Genomic DNA, 17663 nt, shown 5'->3' on the forward strand with positions numbered 1-17663 from the left:
CGCTTTTTTGCATCTATTGAAAAACTCCAGCGCCTGGCGTAGCCTGCTAAGGTATGGAGGCCAAACGCCGCCCTGGACGCAACCGAAAGGCCGAGGTGGGGGAGGTGAGGACGCTCGAGCGCGGCCTGCACCTCCTGGAGGTGCTCTCCGAAGCCGAAACCCTATCCCTCTCCGAGCTGGCCCGAAGAACCGAACTCTCGCCCAGCACCGCCTACCGGCTCCTAGAGACCCTGCGCCGGCGGGGCTTTGTGGACTGGGACGAGGGCAAAGGACTCTGGAAGGTGGGCCTGCGGGCCTACCAGGTGGGTTCAGCCTTTCTAACCCGTGGGGGCCTCATCGAGGCCGCGATGCCGGAGATGGAAAAGCTGGTGGACGAACTCAACGAGACCGTCAATCTGGCCGTCTTAGACGGAAACGAGGTGATCTACATTGCCCAAGTGGAGGGCCGACAGCTCATTCGCATGTTCACCCGAATAGGAGCCCGGGCCCCCATCTACTGCACCGGCGTGGGCAAAGCCCTGCTCATGGAACACTCCGAGGCTGAGATACGCCGAATCGTGGGGGCTGGCCCTTTCAAGCCCTACACCGCCAAGACCATCACCACCCTAGAAGGCTTCCTGGAAACGATGAGGGAAGCCCGACAGAAGCGCTACGTGCTGGACGACGAGGAGCGGGAGGACGGGGTGCGCTGCATTGCTGCCCCCATCCACGACAACCGGGGCAAGGTGGTGGCCTCCATGTCCCTTTCTGCTCCCACCACCCGTGTGCCCGATGAACGGCTACCCGCCCTAGGGGCCCGCATCCGCCAAGCTGCCGATGCGGTCTCCATCCGGCTGGGCTGGTCGCCTGCCTCCACCTCCGGCTAGGTCCCTAGCCCAGCCGCGCCTGCAGGTACTCGCGCTCCCCCGCCACAATTTGGCGGGCCAGCTCCACGTCCTTGGGGTACTCCTTGCCCCGGTTAATCAGGTACGTTTCATAGCGGCCAATCTCAAACCGCTCCACCACGTACCCCAGCGCCTTACCCAGGTCAAACTCCTTGCAGGAAAAAATGTCCACGCTGATAAAGCGTTGGGCCGGGAAGGTGTGGATGGCGATGTGGCTTTCCGCGATGATAACCACACCCGTAATCCCCTCGGCCTGCCCCAAAGCGGCTGGGTAACAGCGCACCACCGGGGGCAACACTTTGGTCATCTCCATCTCCTCGGGCAGCCGGTCCAGGACCTCCCGGACCAGTTCGGGGTCGGCTAGCTTCTCTGCATTGGCATGGTAGCCGTCAATCATCAGGTGCGGGCCAAAACCAAACAGTTCCAACCTCGTAACCTCCCAAAAGCCGGCGGGGTTCCCCGCAGCTCTTGTCAGACGGCCACCCGGGCCTCTTGACAGCCCCCCATTATGGGGTAGGGGGGGGTGGGTGTCAATCTCATGATCAAGCGCCTTACCTAACAGGAGAAAGCCTATCTGGATGGGGCCACTTCGGAATAATTACACCATCCGGCGCTTTGTGGGCCTCTTTAGTTTCCCCCCATACCTCAGAACGAGTATAGTTAGGAGGATGAGCACGAAACCTGTAACGGGCACAGAAAGTCGGCAGACAGAACGGCAGGACAACTGGTGGATTGAGCCCCTGTTCACTGTGCTGAGCCTGGGCTTGTTCGGAATTTACGCCCTCTGGGTAGCCTGGAACCGACAGCACTTTGAATATGGCCCCTACCTATCCCCCTTCTACTCCATACCTCTGCCCGGCGTTCACGCCAAGGACCTGGAGTGGCTCCCCATCTCTCCGGCTTTCCTGGTGCTCTGGATTCCCCTGGGTTTCCGGGCTACATGCTACTACTACCGCAAGGCCTACTACCGGGCCTTCTTCTGGGACCCCCCAGCCTGTGCAGTACCCGAGCTGCGCAGGGCGTACAGAGGGGAGCGAGCTTTCCCCTTTGTGCTCAACAACCTGCACCGCTACTTCTGGTACCTCTCAGTGCCGGTGGTGGCCTTCCTCTGGTACGACGCCATCCGGGCCTTCTTCTTTGAAGACGGCTTTGGCGTGGGCGTGGGCAGCCTAATTATGCTGGGGAATGTCATCCTGCTCTCCTACTACACCTTCTCCTGCCACGCCTGGCGGCACCTGGCAGGGGGTTGCCTCAACTGCTTCTCCAAGCACAAGACCCGCTACACCCTGTGGCAACGCATCACCCGCATCAACGAAGGCCACGGGTTCTGGGCTGTCATCAGCATGCTCTCGGTATGGTTCACCGACGTTTACATCCGCCTGTGCTCGATGGGAACCATCACCGATATCCGGCTGTTCTGAGGGAGCCAAGCTATGGAATCCTACACCGTTCACGACTACGACGTGCTGGTCATCGGCGCGGGAGGAGCTGGGTTGCGCGCGGCCATTGCAGCCATGGAGATGGGCGCCAGGGTGGGTGTGGTGACCAAGAGCCTCCTGGGCAAAGCCCACACCGTAATGGCTGAAGGGGGGATGGCCGCCGCTCTCGGTAACGTTCGCCCAGAGGACAACTGGAAGGTTCACTTCCGGGACACCATGAAGGGCGGGGGCATGCTCAACAACTGGAAGATGGTGATGAACTACACCAAGGAAGCCCCGGAGCGGGTGCGGGAGCTCGAGCGCTGGGGCGCGGTTTTCGACCGCACGCCGGACGGTAAGATCAACCAGCGCAACTTCGGCGGCCACTCCTACCCCCGCCTGGCCCACGTGGGCGACCGCACCGGTCTGGAGCTCATCCGCACCCTGCAAGACCATGCGGTAAAGCTAGGCGTCCACGCCCACATGGAGACCACCATCTACCGCCTTCTGACCGACGCAGGCCGGGTGGTGGGGGCCCTGGGCTTCAACCGCCAGACCGGCGATTTCCTGGTTTTTCGGGCCAAGGCGGTGGTGCTGGCAACCGGGGGCCTGGGCCGGATTTACCAGATCACCTCCAACTCCTGGGAGTGCACCGGCGATGGCTTCTCGCTCGCCAGCATGGTCGGCGCCGACCTGATTGACATGGAGTTCATCCAGTTCCACCCCACCGGAATGGTCTGGCCGCCCAGCGTGATGGGCATCCTGGTCACCGAAGGGGTGCGGGGCGAGGGGGGCGTTCTCAAGAACAGCCTGGGGCGCCGCTTCATGTTCGACAACATCCCCGAGCGCTACAAAGGGGAGTTCGCCGAGACCGAAGAGGAGGCCGAGCGCTGGTTGCAGGGCGACCGCACCGCCCGCCGCCCACCCGAGCTGCTGACCCGCGATGTGGTGGCTCGGGCCATCCGCAAGGAGGTGAGCGAGGGCCGGGGCAGCCCCCACGGGGGGGTCTACCTGGACATCGCCAGCCGGCGGCCGGCCGACTACATCAAAAAGAAGCTTCCCAGCATGTACCACCAGTTCATGAAGCTGGGCAACCTGGACATCACCAAAGAACCCATGGAGGTAGGTCCCACCTGCCACTACGTGATGGGCGGGGTGCGGGTGGACCCCGACACCCAGGCCACCAATGTGCCGGGGCTGTACGCCGCTGGAGAAGTAGCGGGTGGCCTCCACGGGGCCAACCGCCTGGGGGGCAACTCGCTTTCCGACCTGGTGGTGTTTGGCCGCCGGGCCGGGATAGCTGCCGCCGAGTACGCGGCCCAGCAGAGCGGTTCGTTCCAGGTAGATGAAGCCCAGGTTCGGGCCTACATCGCCGAAGCCCTCCAACCCTTCAACAACCCCCAGGGCGAGAACCCCTTCACCCTCATGAAGGAACTGCGTGCCTCCATGCAGAAAAACGCTGGAATCATGCGTGAGGAGGGGGAGCTGAAGGCCCAGCTCGACATTCTGGCTGACCTCAAGAAGAGGGCCTGGAACACCTCGGCCTCCGGGAGTCGGGCCTACAACCCAGGCTGGCACACCGCGCTGGACATCCGGCTGATGGTAGAGGTCTCAGAGGCGGTGGTGTTGGCCGCCCTGGCCCGCAAGGAAAGCCGTGGAGGCCACGCCCGGCTTGACTACCCGGACCCGGACCCCCAATTTGCCAAAATCAACCACGTCATCAAGCGCAACCCTGACGGTAGCCTGAGCGTGGTGGCCGAGCCGCTGCCCGAGATGCCCGAGGAGCTGCGCAGGATTGCCGAGGCCAAAGACCTAAAGGAGCTGAGCGAACCCGTAGGAGTCTGAAGATGCCTAGCGTGACCTTTAGAGTTTTCCGGGGCGACCAGACCGGCGGTGAGCTGAAGGACTACACCGTCGAGGTGCAAGAGGGCATGGTGGTGCTGGATGTAATTCACAAAATCCAGGCTGAGCAGGCCCCTGACCTCGCCTGCCGCTGGAACTGCAAGGCTGGAAAGTGCGGTTCTTGCGGGGCCGAGGTTAATGGTAAGCCCACCCTGATGTGCATGACCCGGCTGGACACCATCGACACCAGCAAGCCGGTCACCGTCCGCCCCATGAAAACCTTCCCGGTGATTCGCGACCTGGTCACCGATGTGAAGTGGAACTACGAGGTCAACAAAAAAATCAAGCCCTTCACCCCAGCCCCCGACACCAACTGGATCATGTATCAGGAGGACGTGGACCGGGTGCAGGAGTTCAGAAAGTGCATTGAGTGCTTTCTGTGCCAGAACGTCTGCCATGTCCTCCGCGAGCACAACGAAAAAACCGGCTTTATCGGGCCGCGCTTCCTGGTGCGCACCGCAAGCCTCGAAATGCACCCCCTGGACGTGGAAAACCGTCTGGACATGCTTAAAAACGAGGGGGGCATTGGCTATTGCAACATCACCAAGTGCTGCACCGAGGTCTGCCCCGAGCATATTCGCATTACCGACAACGCCATCATTCCCCTGAAGGAGCGGGTGGTGGACGAGTACTACGACCCGGTGATGGCCTTCTTCCGTCGGCTTTTCGCAAGTAAAAAGCGTCCAGAGACAGCTGGCACAGCGGCCGACGACTAGTTAGCCCAGCTGCGGCCCCCTCGAGCCGGCTCGAGGGGGCCTCCCCATCGCGAGCCCCACAACCCCCGGGCAAAGGAGGGCAGAAGGGATCGTTGAAGTTTTAGAAACAGGTGTGGAGAATATGAAAAGCCGTGGCCAGAAGTGCACCCCAAGACCAGGACATCACCGTCCCCATGCGGGCTCGGGTGTACTTCTTCATGTTGCCCGTGGTGGCCTGGGCTGCCCTCTTCTCCTGGAGCCAGCTTGAGCTGGAAAAGCAGGAAAGCTTCTACGAAAGGTATTCCCTGCCCCTGATGGCCCTTTGGCTGATGCTCTGCTGGGCAGGCCTTCTTCCCCGCTGGATGCCTTTCCGCTGGGTGGAGCAGGGCATTTTCTGGGGAAGCGCCACCCTGATGGTGCTCAACGTCTACTACAACCTCCTGGCCATCGCCCGGGAGGGCCTCTGGGGTTCCTCGGTCTGGCTAGCCATTATCTTTGTGATGGCCTACTTTGTCTTCGAGCCGCGCCTGGCCTGGCGGGTTTCGCTGGGGCTCTTTCTGGCCTTCCTGCTCGCCGGCTTTCTGGCCCTTGCCCCCCAGGTGGCCCAGGGAGTTAAGCTCGACGGCAACGGGCTGGTCCAGCTCTACGTTTCCCAGCTCAGCTACCTGGTTTTGTTCCGGGTTCTGGTGTTCTCCAAGGAACACGGCCTAAGGGCCCAGCTCGAGGCCGCCCACCTCCACCACCTGGCCCATACCGACCCCCTAACCGGCGTGGCCAACCGCCGCTCCATCCTGAAAAGCCTAGAAGAGGCCTTGCTCCGCCACCAGCAGACTGCAGAGCCCCTCTGCCTGGTGTTGCTTGACCTAGACCGCTTCAAACAGATCAACGACTGCTACGGCCACGAGGTGGGGGACCGGGTGCTCGTGCAGGCCACCCGGGTCCTGCAACAAAACCTGCGGCCCGGCGACCAGCTGGGCCGCTGGGGCGGGGAAGAGTTCATGCTGCTGCTCCCCAACACCTCTTTGGCGGAGGCAGAGGAGCTTTGCGCGCGCCTTCAGCCTCTCCTGGCCCAGCACGATCACCTGCCCCCTGTCTCGGCCAGCTTTGGCGTAGCTGCGGCCCTCCCGGGGGACAATCCAAGAAGCCTCATCGCCCGAGCCGACAGCGCGATGTACGCCTCCAAACAGGCTGGGGGCAACCAGGTAAAGGTTGCGTCTTAGGCCAGCCCGCTCAACTTCAGCACAAACAGCCCATACATGAGCAGAAAGAGCATTCCCTCCCAGCTCGAGATGCGCCGGTCCTGCACCAGAAGGTAGAACAGCAGTGAAGAGCCCACAAAAAAGGGCAGGGCAAACCCCGCCAGTTCGGGCGGCGCTTTGACCGTGCCGTAGACAGCCCCTGCGCCCACCACCACCAGCGCATTAAATACGCAAGATCCCAGAATATTGCCCACCGCCAGCGAAGACTTGCCCTGACGTGCCACCATAAAGCTTACCACCAGCTCAGGCAGGGTGGTGCCCAAGGCCAGAATCGTGACGGCTACGATGGCCAGAGGCACGCCCATAGCGGCGGCCAGGGCCTGAACGCTGCCCACCGTCCACTCAGCTCCAAAGTGGAGGCCCACGGCGCCGAGTCCTACCATCAGCAAATCGCGGGGGACCAACCGGGAGCGGGGCTCACCATCCTCTCTGCTACCCTCTCTGAGGAAATACACCACATAGACCCCGTAAACAGCCAGCAGGAAAAGCCCCTCCACCCGGCCCACCACCCCATCAAACATCACCACCCCCAACGCGAAGGCCGAGCCCACCAGAAAGTGCAAATCTATGGCGATGTAGGCCTTGCCCAGGTAGACCGGGCGCACCGTTGAGAACACCGCGCTCACTCCCAGAACCAGCAACAGGTTGGAAACATTGGCCCCCAGCACATTGCCGCTCAAAATCTGGGAAACCCCCCGGCTCACCGAGAAAAGCCCCGTGACCAGCTCAGGCAGCGAGGTGCCCACCCCCACAACGATAACCCCCACCATGAAGCTGGACAAACCCAACGCCAGTCCAATGCGCTCGGCGGCCCCCACAAGCAAGCGAGCCGATAGAAGCAACAGGGCTAGACTGGCCGAAAAAGCGAGGAAGTGGAGCATTGAGAGGATACTACTCGAGCCAGGCCGCAAGAGCCCGCTCTACCAGGGCCAGGAGAGCCGGTGTGGTCTTGTGCCCTAGGTCGGGATAGAGCACCAGGTGGTCCTCGGTCAGGGGGCCGAAGCCGGTGGGCTTTCCCAAGCAAGCCCGGCGCTTGGTCAGGGGACCGGTCCAGGGCTGGCCCCCCTGGGTTAGGGCCACCCGGTAGACCCTTCGCCCCATGGCCTCCCGCTCCGCAGCCAGGCGGCAGCCCTGGGTAGCCGGCACCAATGGGTCGTTGCCGGCCTGGAGGATAAGCAGAGGAGCCTCGAGCGCCCGGGCAAAGGCCAAGGGGTTTCGCTCGGCGTAGCAGCGCGGGCAGGCCTGCGGGCTGCCGCCCACCAGGGCCTGGCGGCGGGCCACTGCCTCGAGCCTACCCGCCGAGCGCAACAGCTCGAGCTGCTCCACCAGGTCGGTGGGCCCCAGCACGTGGGCCACCCCGGCCACCCAAGGCGCCCCCTGGGCCGCCTTCAGGGCCACACAGGCCCCCATGGAAAAGCCCACCAGCGCCACCCGCTCGCTCCCACCGTGGTCCCTCAGGGCCCGGACCAGGGGGGGCAGGTCAGCGGCCTCATCGCCGCACAGGCTAACCCGGCCCTGGCTCTTCCCCTGCCCGCGCAGGTGGGGCAGGACCACCAGGTAACCCCTCTGGGCCCAACCCCAGCAAAGCGCACGCAGGCTCGCGGTGGGCCCCCACTGCCCGCCGTGCACCAACAAAACCGTAGGGAAAGGTCCCTGCCCGTCGGGGCGACAAACTTCCACATAAAGCGCCACATCCCGCCGCAACCAGCCCTCGTAGCGCTGCACCGGCTCAGCGCTGGACGGGCGCAACTCCAGCCGGGGACCGGCTCCGTCCCGCCCGCACCCTGCCAGAACCAGCAGGGCCAGCCCCACCCACCACCCCAACCTACCGACCAAACATCCACCTCGAAAACAGGCTCCGCCGCACCAGCCAGGCCAACCCTAGGGGAAGGCCCAGCGCCAGCACCCCATAGATGGCAAAAGCCGGCACAAACCCCAGCGGCTCAGGAAAGCCCGGCGTGCGCTCCAAAAGCCGCATGACCAGCGGATGAATCAGGTAGATCTGCAGGGAGTACCGCCCCAGCAGGCGCAAGAATGGGGCCAGCGGGGAGCCGCTCAGGCGCACTGCCAACCCAAGGAGCAAAAAGGCCATCGCCGTGGTGTAGAGCCAGTGCCCTACCTGATAGGCCATGGTGTTCACCGGCAGCCCCATCCGGGCCTCAACCGCATTGGGAAGGTAAAAGGCCAAACCCACCGCCACCACCCCCAGCGCCGCTAGCCGCCCCCGCCGCAACAGCTCATCGAGCCGCTCGAGCTGCCCGGCCAGCCAGACCCCCAGGGCAATCGCGGGCAGGTACCAGAGGATCACGCTGCCCGGATACTCAAAGCGGTAGACCTCGCGGTTGAAAAAGTAGACCCCCAGGGTCAGCAAGCCCCCACCCAGCATCACCCCCCAAAAGGGGAGCCGCCACCTCAGCAAGGGCAGGAGCAGCGGCAGAAGCAGGGTGAGCTGGATAGCCAGCACCAAGAAGTAGAGGTGAAAGTAGGCCTTGCCCCACAGGAGCTGATGGGGGATGCGTCCAGGGTCAAACCACTGGGGAAACTCGTGGTACCGCCAGAGGAGGTAGAGCCCGCTCCAGAGCAGATAGGGCCAGACCACCCGCAGCAGGCGGTTTTGCGCGTAGCGCAGGGGATGAAAGCCGCGGATGAGGGCCGCCCCCAGCACCACCGTGGTGAGGAACAAAAAGGCTGGAACCGCAAAATGGAGCACCCGGTTCAGGACCACCAGCAAGAACCATTCGGCGCTCCCCTGCTCCATCATCCGCAGGAATCGGCCCGAAAGGTGGTGGAACAGGACCTCGAGGATGGCCAGGCCGCGAAACACCTCCACCCAGGGAAAGCGGTCCGGCTCGGCTTGCGCGGGGCGAGGAGGCGCCGGCATCACCTTATCCTATGCCCCTCCTATAAAGAGTTTCTTAAGACCAGACCCTCGGCCCTCCTGGGTCTGCCGGGGCAAACAGGGCGCACGCCGCAGCCACGTGCCGCGACCCCCTACCGAAAAAACCGCAGCCAAAGATACCACCGGGCTTCGTTCAAAAAGGGGAAGGAGGTAAGCGCCGCTGGGAGCGCCCTCAGGGCGCCCAGGCTGCACCACCTAATCAGGCGGCACCGACCGGAGCCCCAAACGCTACCTCAGCCGCGGGCAGGGAGGAGCACCCGGCCACTAGCCGAAGCACTGCAGGGGCCGGTTCGAGGCCTCCCAGAGGTTGTGCAGGGGTTGGACGATAATCCCCCCGCCCAGGAGCCGTTCGCCCTGGTACAGCACCGCTGACTGGCCGGGCGCAACAGCAAACTGGGGCTCTTCAAACCGGATTACCATCCGCCCTGGGGTCATCTCCTCCACTCGAGCCGGCACCGGCCGGGTGCGGTAGCGCACCTGCACCTCCAGCCGCTCAGGCACGCCGCTTGGCTCCAGGAGTAGGTTGACCCCTTGGGCCTCCAGCCCCCCCCACATGCAGGCCTCGCGGGGGCCCACCACCACCTCGTTGCGGGCCACATCTACCCGGACCACGTAGCGCTCGAGGTGGCTCTTCCAAAGACCCAGCCCCTTCCGCTGGCCCACCGTGTAGAACTGGGCCCCGCTGTGCTCCCCGATCTGCGCACCGGTCTCCAGGTCTATGAGGGGCCCTGGCCTAGCCCCAATGTGCTGGGCCAAAAAATCCTTCAAATCACCCTGCACAAAGCAGATGTTCTGACTCTCGGGCTTTTTAGCCGTGGGCAGGCCAAACTGCTCGGCCAGGGCCCGCACCTGGGGCTTCTCCAGGTGGCCCACCGGAAAGAGCAGGTGAGGGATGGCTTCCTTGGGCGTGCCCCAGAGGAAGTAGGTTTGGTCCTTCCTGGGATCACCCCGGTAGAGCCCGCCCTCTCGGTTGATCACGTAGTGACCGGTAGCCACGTAGTCGCAGCCCAGCATCCGGGCCTTTCGCAAAAGCGAGTCAAACTTAACCCGGGTGTTGCAGCTTACGCAAGGGTTGGGGGTCTGCCCTGCCCGGTAGCCCGCGATGAAAGGAGCGATGATCTTTTCCTGGAACTCCTCGCGGTAGTCGAGCAGGTAGAAAGGAATACCCAGGATATCCGCGACCCGTCGGGCCTCGTAGGCAGCATCGGGCGAGCAGCAGGTCTCAAAGCAATCCCCCTGCTTGTTGTCGGGCCAAAAGCGCATCATGGCCCCGATAACCTCATAGCCCTGTTCCTTGAGCAGAGCTGCGCTTACGGAGGAGTCTACCCCCCCGCTCATGGCCGCCAACACGCGCTTACCCATAACCACAGCGGAGCCCCGTGGGCCCCTAGACCCAGTCTAACCCACCCCTCTAGGAGCCTGCGCACACTCTGTTGACGGGCCAGGCCACCTGGGCTTAGCATAACGGGCGGGCTTAGGCCCCTACCTTTAAGCCGATCCGGTGAGGTCGGAAAGGAGTGTCAATGCACGCTAAGCAGACCACAAATATTCGGTGCGCCCAAATGGGCGTGTTTTTTTTGGGCTCGAGCTGGGTAGGCTAGGCTTGGAGGGAAAGCCATGACCTTCAAGTCTCGCATCCTCAACGCCGACGAGGTACGCCGCGCCCTAACCCGCATCGCGCACGAGGTCATAGAGAGGAATAAGGGCACCCAGAGACTCTGCTTTGTGGGGATCCACACCCGTGGCATCAGCCTGGCCAAGCGGCTGGTGGAGCTGGTGGAGCGTTTTGAGGGGCAGCGGGTGCCCATGGGCATTCTGGACATCACCCTCTACCGCGACGACCTGACCGAGATTGGCCTGCAGCCCCGGGTGCGCGAAACCCGCATCCCCTTTGACCTCAACGGCAAGGCTGTGGTGCTGGTGGACGACGTGCTCTACACCGGCCGCACCGCCAGGGCGGCCCTCGATGCGCTGATCGACCAGGGCCGACCTAACCGAATCTACCTGGCAGTGCTGGTGGACCGAGGGCACCGCGAGCTGCCCATCCGGGCCGACTTTGTGGGAAAGAACCTCCCCACCTCCAGGAGCGAGGTGGTGAAGGTAAAAACCGTGGAAGATGACGGCGAGGACGCAGTAGAGCTATGGGAGATGGAGGAGAAATGAGCGAACCCAGCCCCCCCAGCTTTCCCAAGCACCTTTTGGACTTCAAAGACTGGAACCGCGCTCAGCTCGAGAGCCTGCTCGAGACCGCCCAGATGATGCAGGAGGTGCTCGCGCGCCCGGTCAAGAAGGTACCGGCCCTCAGCGGGTTTACCGTGGCCACAGTTTTCTTTGAGCCCTCCACCCGCACCCGAATCTCCTTTGAACTGGCCGCCCGGCGCATGTCTGCCGATGTGGTGAGCTTTGTGAGCAGCGCCAGTTCCACGGTCAAGGGCGAAACCCACCGCGACACCCTGCGAACCCTCGACCAGATGGGCATAGACGCCTACATCCTCCGCACCGATGCCGCTGGGGTTCCCCACCAGGCCCACCGCTGGCTAAGGAAGCCGGTCATCAATGCCGGGGACGGCTGGAGGGCTCACCCCACCCAGGCCCTTCTGGACGCCTTCACCCTCAGGGAGCGGTTGGGAAGCCTGGAGGGCAAAAAAATCGCCATTGTGGGCGACATCCTGCACTCACGGGTGGCCCGCTCCAACGCCGAACTCCTGCCCATGCTGGGGGCCTGCGTGGTGGCCTGCGGACCGTCCACCCTACTCCCCGGCCACCTGCCTGGGGTCCGCCTAACCACCAACCTGCGGGAGGCCCTGGAGGAAGCCGATGCGGTGATGGCCCTGCGGCTCCAGAAGGAGCGGATGGACAGGGGGTTGCTCCCGTCTCTCCCGGAGTACATCGCAGGCTATCAGATCACCGAAGCCCGCCTGGCCTGGGCCAAGCCTGAGGCCCCCCTCCTCCACCCCGGCCCCATGAACCGCGACGTGGAGATAGAGGGCACCCTGGCCGACTCACCCCGCAGCTTGGTGGAGCGCCAGGTAGCCAATGGGCAGGCGGTGCGGATGGCAGTGCTGTACCACGTCCTGGTAGGGAAAAGGTAGGGATGAAAGGCGATATTCTTTTCAAGGACGCAACCTTGGTGGATGCTCGGGGAAAGCACGGCATAGCCGATGTGCTGATCGGCGAAGGGCGCATCCTCTCGCTCTTCGGGGGCGAGGCCAAGCGAACCATAGAGGCCAAAGGGCTTTACCTGTCACCAGGCTTCCTCGACCTGCACACCCATCTGCGCGAACCCGGTCAGGAAGTAAAGGAAGACCTGCAAAGCGGTCTGGAAGCGGCGGTCCGGGGTGGCTACACCGATGTGGTCTCCATGCCCAACACCTCACCCGTGGTGGACAGGGCCGAGGCCGTGCGGGCGTTGAAGGAGAAGTCGGCTCGCATTGGGTTCGCCCGGCTCCACCCGGCTGCGGCCCTGACCCAAGGGCAGGAGGGACAGCTCCTCTGCGAGGCCCGGGCCCTGCGCGAAGCTGGAGCGGTGCTGCTCAGCGACGACGGGCGCACCAATGAGGACGCGGGGGTGCTGGCCTTGGGCCTACGCTACGCAGCCTCCTGGGGGCTTCCGGTAGCCGTGCACGCTGAGGACGCAGGGCTCCGGCGGGGTGGGGTGATGCATGAAGGAGAGGTCTCCTGGCGGCTTGGCCTGCCCGGAAACCCTGCCTATGCGGAGACCGCCCGCATTGCCCGCGACCTGGAGGTGGTGCGCTATGTCTGGGAGGGTCTTGGGGTGCGGCCCCAAGGCGAAACCTTGCTCCACATCCAGCACCTGAGCACCAAGCGGGGCCTCGAGCTGGTCCGCCAGGCTAAGCGGGAAGGGCTCCCGGTCAGCACCGAGGTAACCCCCCACCACCTGACCCTAACCGAGGCCCACCTGGAAGGCCTCGATCCCCTTTACAAGGTGGCCCCACCCCTGCGCACCAAGGCTGATGTGGAGGCCCTGTTGGAAGGGCTTTTGGAAGGCAGCATAGACTGCGTCGCTACCGACCACGCCCCCCACACCGAGGACGAAAAAGCCCTGGACCTGCTCCGGGCACCTTTCGGCATCCCCAGCCTAGAGGTGGCCTGGCCGCTGCTCTACACCAAGCTGGTGGAGGAGCGGGGCTTCCCCCTGCCCACCCTGGTGGCCCGCTTCAGCAGCGATCCCCGGCGCATCCTGGGGCTCCCTCCCATCCACCTCGAGGAGGGCGCCGAGGCCAGCTTGGTGCTCTGGAATCCCTCCCAAAAGCGGTCGGTAGACCCCCGCGGCTTTGCCTCCAAGGCCAAGTACAGCCCCTGGGCGGGCTGGACGCTTCTGGGCTGGCCGGTCCTGACCCTGGTGGAGGGGCGGGTGGTTTGGGAGGCAGATTTTTAGAAAAACCTCACATGAGGCCCTGTTATGCTGCATGCGATGAGACGTTGGACCCTCCTAATCCTCCTCTCAGCCAGCCTATGGGCCTGCAGCCGCGCACCCCTGTCGGTGCCCGTAAGGGACTTTAATGTTGACGTTGCGCTGGTGCGCTCAAACCAGGCTGTCTTCGTAAAGCAAAGCTTTGACAGGCCGCCCGTCAGCCTGAGCCGCGTGGCCCTGGAGGGCACCCTGAGGTACCAGCAGACCTCTGCCCAATTTACCTTCTTCGTGAGCGACGAGGAGCCCTGCCAAAACCAGACCCAGGGTTTCTACCTGTGCGATCCCAACGCCCCCCACATTGAGCGGGCCGGCACAGCCGATTTCCGAAGCGGACCCTCGCAGCCTCTACAGCTCACCGCAGAACGGCTCACCCAGGGCATCAACAGCGGCAACCTCTGGATAGGGGTACGGCTGGAAAGCAGTCTGGCCACGGCGGGAACCCTGGAGTTCCGGAATATGGTGGCCCGGGTGGCGGTGCTGCCTTAGGCCCCCACCGGGCCTCAAAGCCATGCGCGGTGCCTCTTGGCGCACTGGCCGGGGAGAAGCGGCCACCGCCACAGTTCAAAGCGGGTTCACCGGCCCAACCGAGGCCTCGCTGCTCAAGTCGTGTTACCTGCTAAATCCCCCTTTGCAGGCAAAAAGCGCTTCCTGGGGGCTTCAAGCGAGGGAAAATCGGGGCCATACACAGCCGGGGGCTGGGGCGCTAGGTGGGGCCTTTCCAGGGGCTAGATGAAGCCTTCTCCTCGGCCCAGCCCACAGGGGCGTTACATCTCGTTACGCAGTCTTTTGCCCTAAAAAAGGGGATTTTTTCTCTATTGGGAAGACCTATGGGAGAAAAAGGGGCCTACCCCCTGGGGGTAGGCGTGACAAACGCACCGCAGCCTGCAGCCGGGGTAGCTAACCTGGAAAGCTGGGTCGCACAAAGGCGACCCCAGCACGACGGAGGAAGGATGCGTCTATACCTATTGGCTCTCGCCCTAGCGCTTTTGGGAAGCGCCCTAGCCCAAAGGGAGGTTCGGCTCGACCTCAAGGCCTTCCGGGTAGTCTCCATAGACCAGGGAGGCCGGGTGGTGGAGCGGCTCGAGCCTGCCCTGGAGGTCCGGCCCGGGCAGCTCATTGAATACCAGCTCAGCGCTCAAAACACCACAGACAAACCCCTCCGCCAGGTGGCCCTGGTCATCCCGGTCCCCAAGGAGGCCGTCTTCCAGGGGGCCTTTCCCCTCGAGGGAGCCCGGCTAGAGTTCAGCTACGATGGCGGGCGCACCTACGGCCAGCCCCCGCTCAAGCGCAAGGTCCGGATGGTGGAGGGCGGCCGGGAGGTAGAGAAAGAGGTAGAGGTAAAGCCCGAAGAGTATACCCACGCCCGCTGGACCCTGCCCGAGCTGGGCGCCCAGCAAACCGTTTTCCTTAGGCTCCGTGCCGTTGTTCGTTAGGAGGAAAGATGCGAAGAATCAAGCTCAAAGGACCCCTAGCCATCCTCGTCGCGCTGGCCCTGATTGGAATTGCCCTGGCCCAGCCGACCCCAGCAGGCACCAGCATCAGCAACCAAGCCTCGGCTCGCTACGTTGACTCGGCCGGCCAGCCCCGCACCACCACCTCCAACCAGGTGGTCACGGTGGTGCAGCAGGTCTACAGCCTCACCATCACCCCCAACGGTTCCTCAGAGGCCCTCCCAGGCCAGACCCGCTCGGCCCTGCCCGGCGCTACGGTCTACTTCGCCTACACGGTGAGCAATACCGGCAACGGCACGGATACCATCGCGCTCACCACCCCCCAGGGCACCGCCGACAACTTCAACCTCACGGGGGTCACGGTCTACCGGGACGACAACTGCAACGGGGCCCTGGACGCCGGTGAAACGGCGGTCTCGAGCCTCACCCTGAGCCACCAGGGCACCCCAAGCAGCTCGGCCTGCGTGGTGGTGGCGGCCACCATCCCCGCCGGGACCCCCGCCGGTCAGTACGCCAACCTAAACCTGGTGGGGACCTCCTCGGGCGGCCCCAGCGACAGCGACAACTGGGCGCGCGCAAACGTTACCGCCGCCGCAGCCCTCACCGCCAACAAGTCGGCCAGCCCCAGCGGCCCTGTGACCCCCGGGACCACCATCACCTACACCATCTTCGGGCAGAACACCGGGGGCAGTGCGGCGAGCGGGGTGAGCGTTCCCGGGCTTAGCGGCAGCGGTATCCTGATTCGGGACATCATCCCAGCCGGCCTGGAGGTAAACAGCCTGCCCACCGGCAGCGCGGGTGCTGGAACCGTGCAGATCGTCTACTCCGCCGACGGCACCAACTGGGCGCCCCTGACCGCCAGCAACCTGCCCCTCGTCGGCAACGGCTCTGTGGCGGTCGGGATGTTCATCAGCGGCAGCGGGGCCTTCTTCCCGCAGGGCGCCTCCTACACCTTCAGCTTCCAGGCCCGGGTGCCCCTGAGCGCTCCGGCTGGAACAGCCTACACCAACGCCGCCACCGTTCGGTTCAACGACGGGACCCAGCAACAGGTCGTCACCACCAACGGCACCACCAACCCGGTGGCTGCGAGCCCCAACGTGGCTGTGGGGCCCTACGGCTACCCCACCGGGGGCGCCACCGGAAGCTACACCGCGGGGAGCTACACCGTAGGGCGGAGCGGGGATACCCAGAGCATTACCTCCGCCTATAGCGGCAGCGTTGTGATTTTCCGCCACACCCTGCGCAACACCGGCAACGCGGCGGACAGCTTCACCCTGAGCCACTCGGGCGCCCCTTCGGGCTGGGTCTGCCAGTTCCTGGCCGACGATCTGACCACCCCCCTCTCCGGCCCAGTGGGCCCGGTGAGCGCAGGCGGGGACTACAGCTTCGCCCTGCGGTGCGCCATCCCCGCTGGCTACACGGCCACCACCGCCCAGACGATCACCGTCACCGCCACCAGCCAGGCCGGACCGACCCAGTCGGACAGCACCACGAACCTGGTCCAGGCGGTGGTCTCTGGCTACGCCGTAGACCTGGCCCGCCTTGGCAGCGGTGGCGACGGCGACCCATCCAACGACAACCCCCCTTCTGCGAGCGCCAACCCGGGCACCCAGGTGAACTTCCCCATCGAGGTGGTCAACACCGGGAACAATCCCGACAGCTTCAACCTGAGCGCTACCCTCCCGTCGGGATGGAGCGCCCTTTTCTATCCCGATGCGAACTGCGACGGGGTCATGGACACCCCCACCCCGAGCCCCATCACCAACACAGGGGTGATCAACCCGGGTGGGGCCAACCGGCGCTGCTACATTGCGGTGGTGCAAATACCGGGCGGCACTGCCCCCGGTGCCAACCCCATAAGCCTTCGGGTGGACAGCGCCACCGACACCGACCCCGGCACCCCAGGCATCCAACCTGCCTCCTCGGACACAGTATCCACCACCGTCAATGTGAATCTGGTGGTTGGCCTCGCGCTTGACCCCGACCGCTCCGGCACGGTCACCAGCCCGGGCACCATCACCTACACCCATAACCTCACCAACACCGGAAACGCCAATGCCACGGTGAGCATCCCGGCGGTGACGAGCGCCTACGGCTGGACCTACGAACTCTCCACCGACGGCAGCACCTGGAGCGCTTCCCTCTCCGGCATCTCGGTTCCCGCAGGGGGCAGCGTGCCCCTGTACGTGCGGGTTCAGGTCCCTGGGGGCCAGCCCATTGGCCGTAGCGAGACAGCAACCCTCACCGCCAACGCCACCTACCCGAGCGGCACCGCGAGCGACACCGCGACGGTCACCACCACGATTGTGGGTGGCGAGCTCAACCTCACCAAGTCGGCAGTGAGCTACGCAGGGGCCACCACCACGGTGCGCCACCCGAGCGGGGCTCAGGCCTACCCCGGTGACCAGATTGTCTACACCGTGGTGGCGAGCAACATCGGCACCGGCAGCCTCACCAACGTTCGGGTATCCGACCCGCTGCCCGCCCACACGACCTTCGTGAGCGCCTCGGCCACCGCAAGCGGTTTTGGCAGTGGGGCACAGGTGCTCTACTCCACGAACGGGACCACCTGGAGCACCACCCCACCGACCTCCCTGCCCACAGGGGGCATCCTCTACGTGGGCGTGGACACGGACGGAAACGGCACCATTGACGGGGGCGATGTCATGCCTGCCGGGGCCAGCATCACCCTGAGCCTGCGGGTGCAGGTGCAGTAACGG

Annotated in this window: 16 protein-coding genes; 11 read left to right on the forward strand and 5 right to left on the reverse strand. The window is 64.4% G+C overall.

The features are described from left to right. The first annotated feature begins 53 nt into the window (after positions 1-53). Positions 54-866 carry an IclR family transcriptional regulator gene (locus tag NZ849_RS07245; protein WP_295405664.1) on the forward strand — a complete coding sequence of 271 codons (813 nt, stop codon included), beginning with the start codon at positions 54-56 and terminating at the stop codon, positions 864-866. A gap of 4 nt (positions 867-870) precedes the next feature. Here the strand turns inward: NZ849_RS07245 and speD are convergent, their stop codons facing one another. Continuing rightward, the gene (gene speD / locus NZ849_RS07250; RefSeq protein WP_295405667.1) at positions 871-1311 is read right to left on the reverse strand and encodes an adenosylmethionine decarboxylase; all 441 of its coding nucleotides are present in this window, start codon (positions 1309-1311) and stop codon (positions 871-873) included. Between the two features lie 241 nt (positions 1312-1552). Between speD and NZ849_RS07255 the strand changes: the two genes are divergently transcribed. The 4 genes from NZ849_RS07255 (at position 1553) to NZ849_RS07270 (ending at position 6119) form a co-directional block, all read left to right on the forward strand. Then, a complete protein-coding gene (locus NZ849_RS07255; protein WP_295405669.1) occupies positions 1553-2305 on the forward strand; it encodes a succinate dehydrogenase in 753 nt (250 codons plus the stop codon). A 12-nt stretch (positions 2306-2317) separates the two neighbouring features. Next, positions 2318-4147, forward strand: coding sequence for a fumarate reductase/succinate dehydrogenase flavoprotein subunit (locus NZ849_RS07260; RefSeq protein WP_295405671.1), 1830 nt, complete (start codon positions 2318-2320; stop codon positions 4145-4147). Positions 4148-4149: 2 nt separating this feature from the next. After that, on the forward strand, positions 4150-4920 hold the full coding sequence (locus NZ849_RS07265) for a succinate dehydrogenase/fumarate reductase iron-sulfur subunit (protein ID WP_295405673.1): 771 nt from the start codon (positions 4150-4152) through the stop codon (positions 4918-4920). A 131-nt stretch (positions 4921-5051) separates the two neighbouring features. Further along, positions 5052-6119 (forward strand): GGDEF domain-containing protein, encoded by a 1068-nt coding sequence (locus NZ849_RS07270; RefSeq protein ID WP_295405675.1) that lies wholly within the window; start codon positions 5052-5054, stop codon positions 6117-6119. Here the strand turns inward: NZ849_RS07270 and NZ849_RS07275 are convergent. From NZ849_RS07275 to mnmA, 4 genes are all read right to left on the reverse strand, one after another. After that, entirely contained in the window at positions 6116-7039 is a 924-nt protein-coding gene (locus tag NZ849_RS07275; protein WP_295405677.1) for a sodium:calcium antiporter, read from the reverse strand. The genes NZ849_RS07270 and NZ849_RS07275 overlap by 4 nt on opposite strands. Positions 7040-7049: 10 nt before the next feature. Next, positions 7050-7970 (reverse strand): alpha/beta fold hydrolase, encoded by a 921-nt coding sequence (locus NZ849_RS07280; RefSeq protein WP_295405679.1) that lies wholly within the window; start codon positions 7968-7970, stop codon positions 7050-7052. Between the two features lie 13 nt (positions 7971-7983). Continuing rightward, positions 7984-9039, reverse strand: coding sequence for an acyltransferase (locus tag NZ849_RS07285; RefSeq protein WP_295405681.1), 1056 nt, complete (start codon positions 9037-9039; stop codon positions 7984-7986). A gap of 282 nt (positions 9040-9321) precedes the next feature. Beyond that, a complete protein-coding gene (mnmA, locus tag NZ849_RS07290) occupies positions 9322-10419 on the reverse strand; it encodes a tRNA 2-thiouridine(34) synthase MnmA (RefSeq protein ID WP_295405684.1) in 1098 nt (365 codons plus the stop codon). A 255-nt stretch (positions 10420-10674) separates the two neighbouring features. Here mnmA and pyrR point away from each other — a divergent pair, with 255 nt between their 5' ends. From pyrR to NZ849_RS07320, 6 genes are all read left to right on the forward strand, one after another. Further along, positions 10675-11220 carry a bifunctional pyr operon transcriptional regulator/uracil phosphoribosyltransferase PyrR gene (pyrR, locus tag NZ849_RS07295; protein WP_295405687.1) on the forward strand — a complete coding sequence of 182 codons (546 nt, stop codon included), beginning with the start codon at positions 10675-10677 and terminating at the stop codon, positions 11218-11220. Further along, a complete protein-coding gene (locus NZ849_RS07300; RefSeq protein ID WP_295405690.1) occupies positions 11217-12149 on the forward strand; it encodes an aspartate carbamoyltransferase catalytic subunit in 933 nt (310 codons plus the stop codon). Before pyrR ends, NZ849_RS07300 begins: the two co-directional genes overlap by 4 nt. Before the next feature lie 2 nt (positions 12150-12151). After that, positions 12152-13456, forward strand: coding sequence for a dihydroorotase (locus NZ849_RS07305; protein WP_295405693.1), 1305 nt, complete (start codon positions 12152-12154; stop codon positions 13454-13456). Between the two features lie 36 nt (positions 13457-13492). Next, a complete protein-coding gene (locus tag NZ849_RS07310) occupies positions 13493-13978 on the forward strand; it encodes a hypothetical protein (protein WP_295405695.1) in 486 nt (161 codons plus the stop codon). Between the two features lie 464 nt (positions 13979-14442). Beyond that, a complete protein-coding gene (locus tag NZ849_RS07315; RefSeq protein ID WP_295405698.1) occupies positions 14443-14925 on the forward strand; it encodes a hypothetical protein in 483 nt (160 codons plus the stop codon). 8 nt (positions 14926-14933) lie between these two features. Next, positions 14934-17660 carry a hypothetical protein gene (locus NZ849_RS07320; protein WP_295405700.1) on the forward strand — a complete coding sequence of 909 codons (2727 nt, stop codon included), beginning with the start codon at positions 14934-14936 and terminating at the stop codon, positions 17658-17660. Positions 17661-17663: the final 3 nt, after the last annotated feature.

Source organism: Meiothermus sp., from assembly GCF_025060375.1.
GTDB lineage: Bacteria > Deinococcota > Deinococci > Deinococcales > Thermaceae > Meiothermus.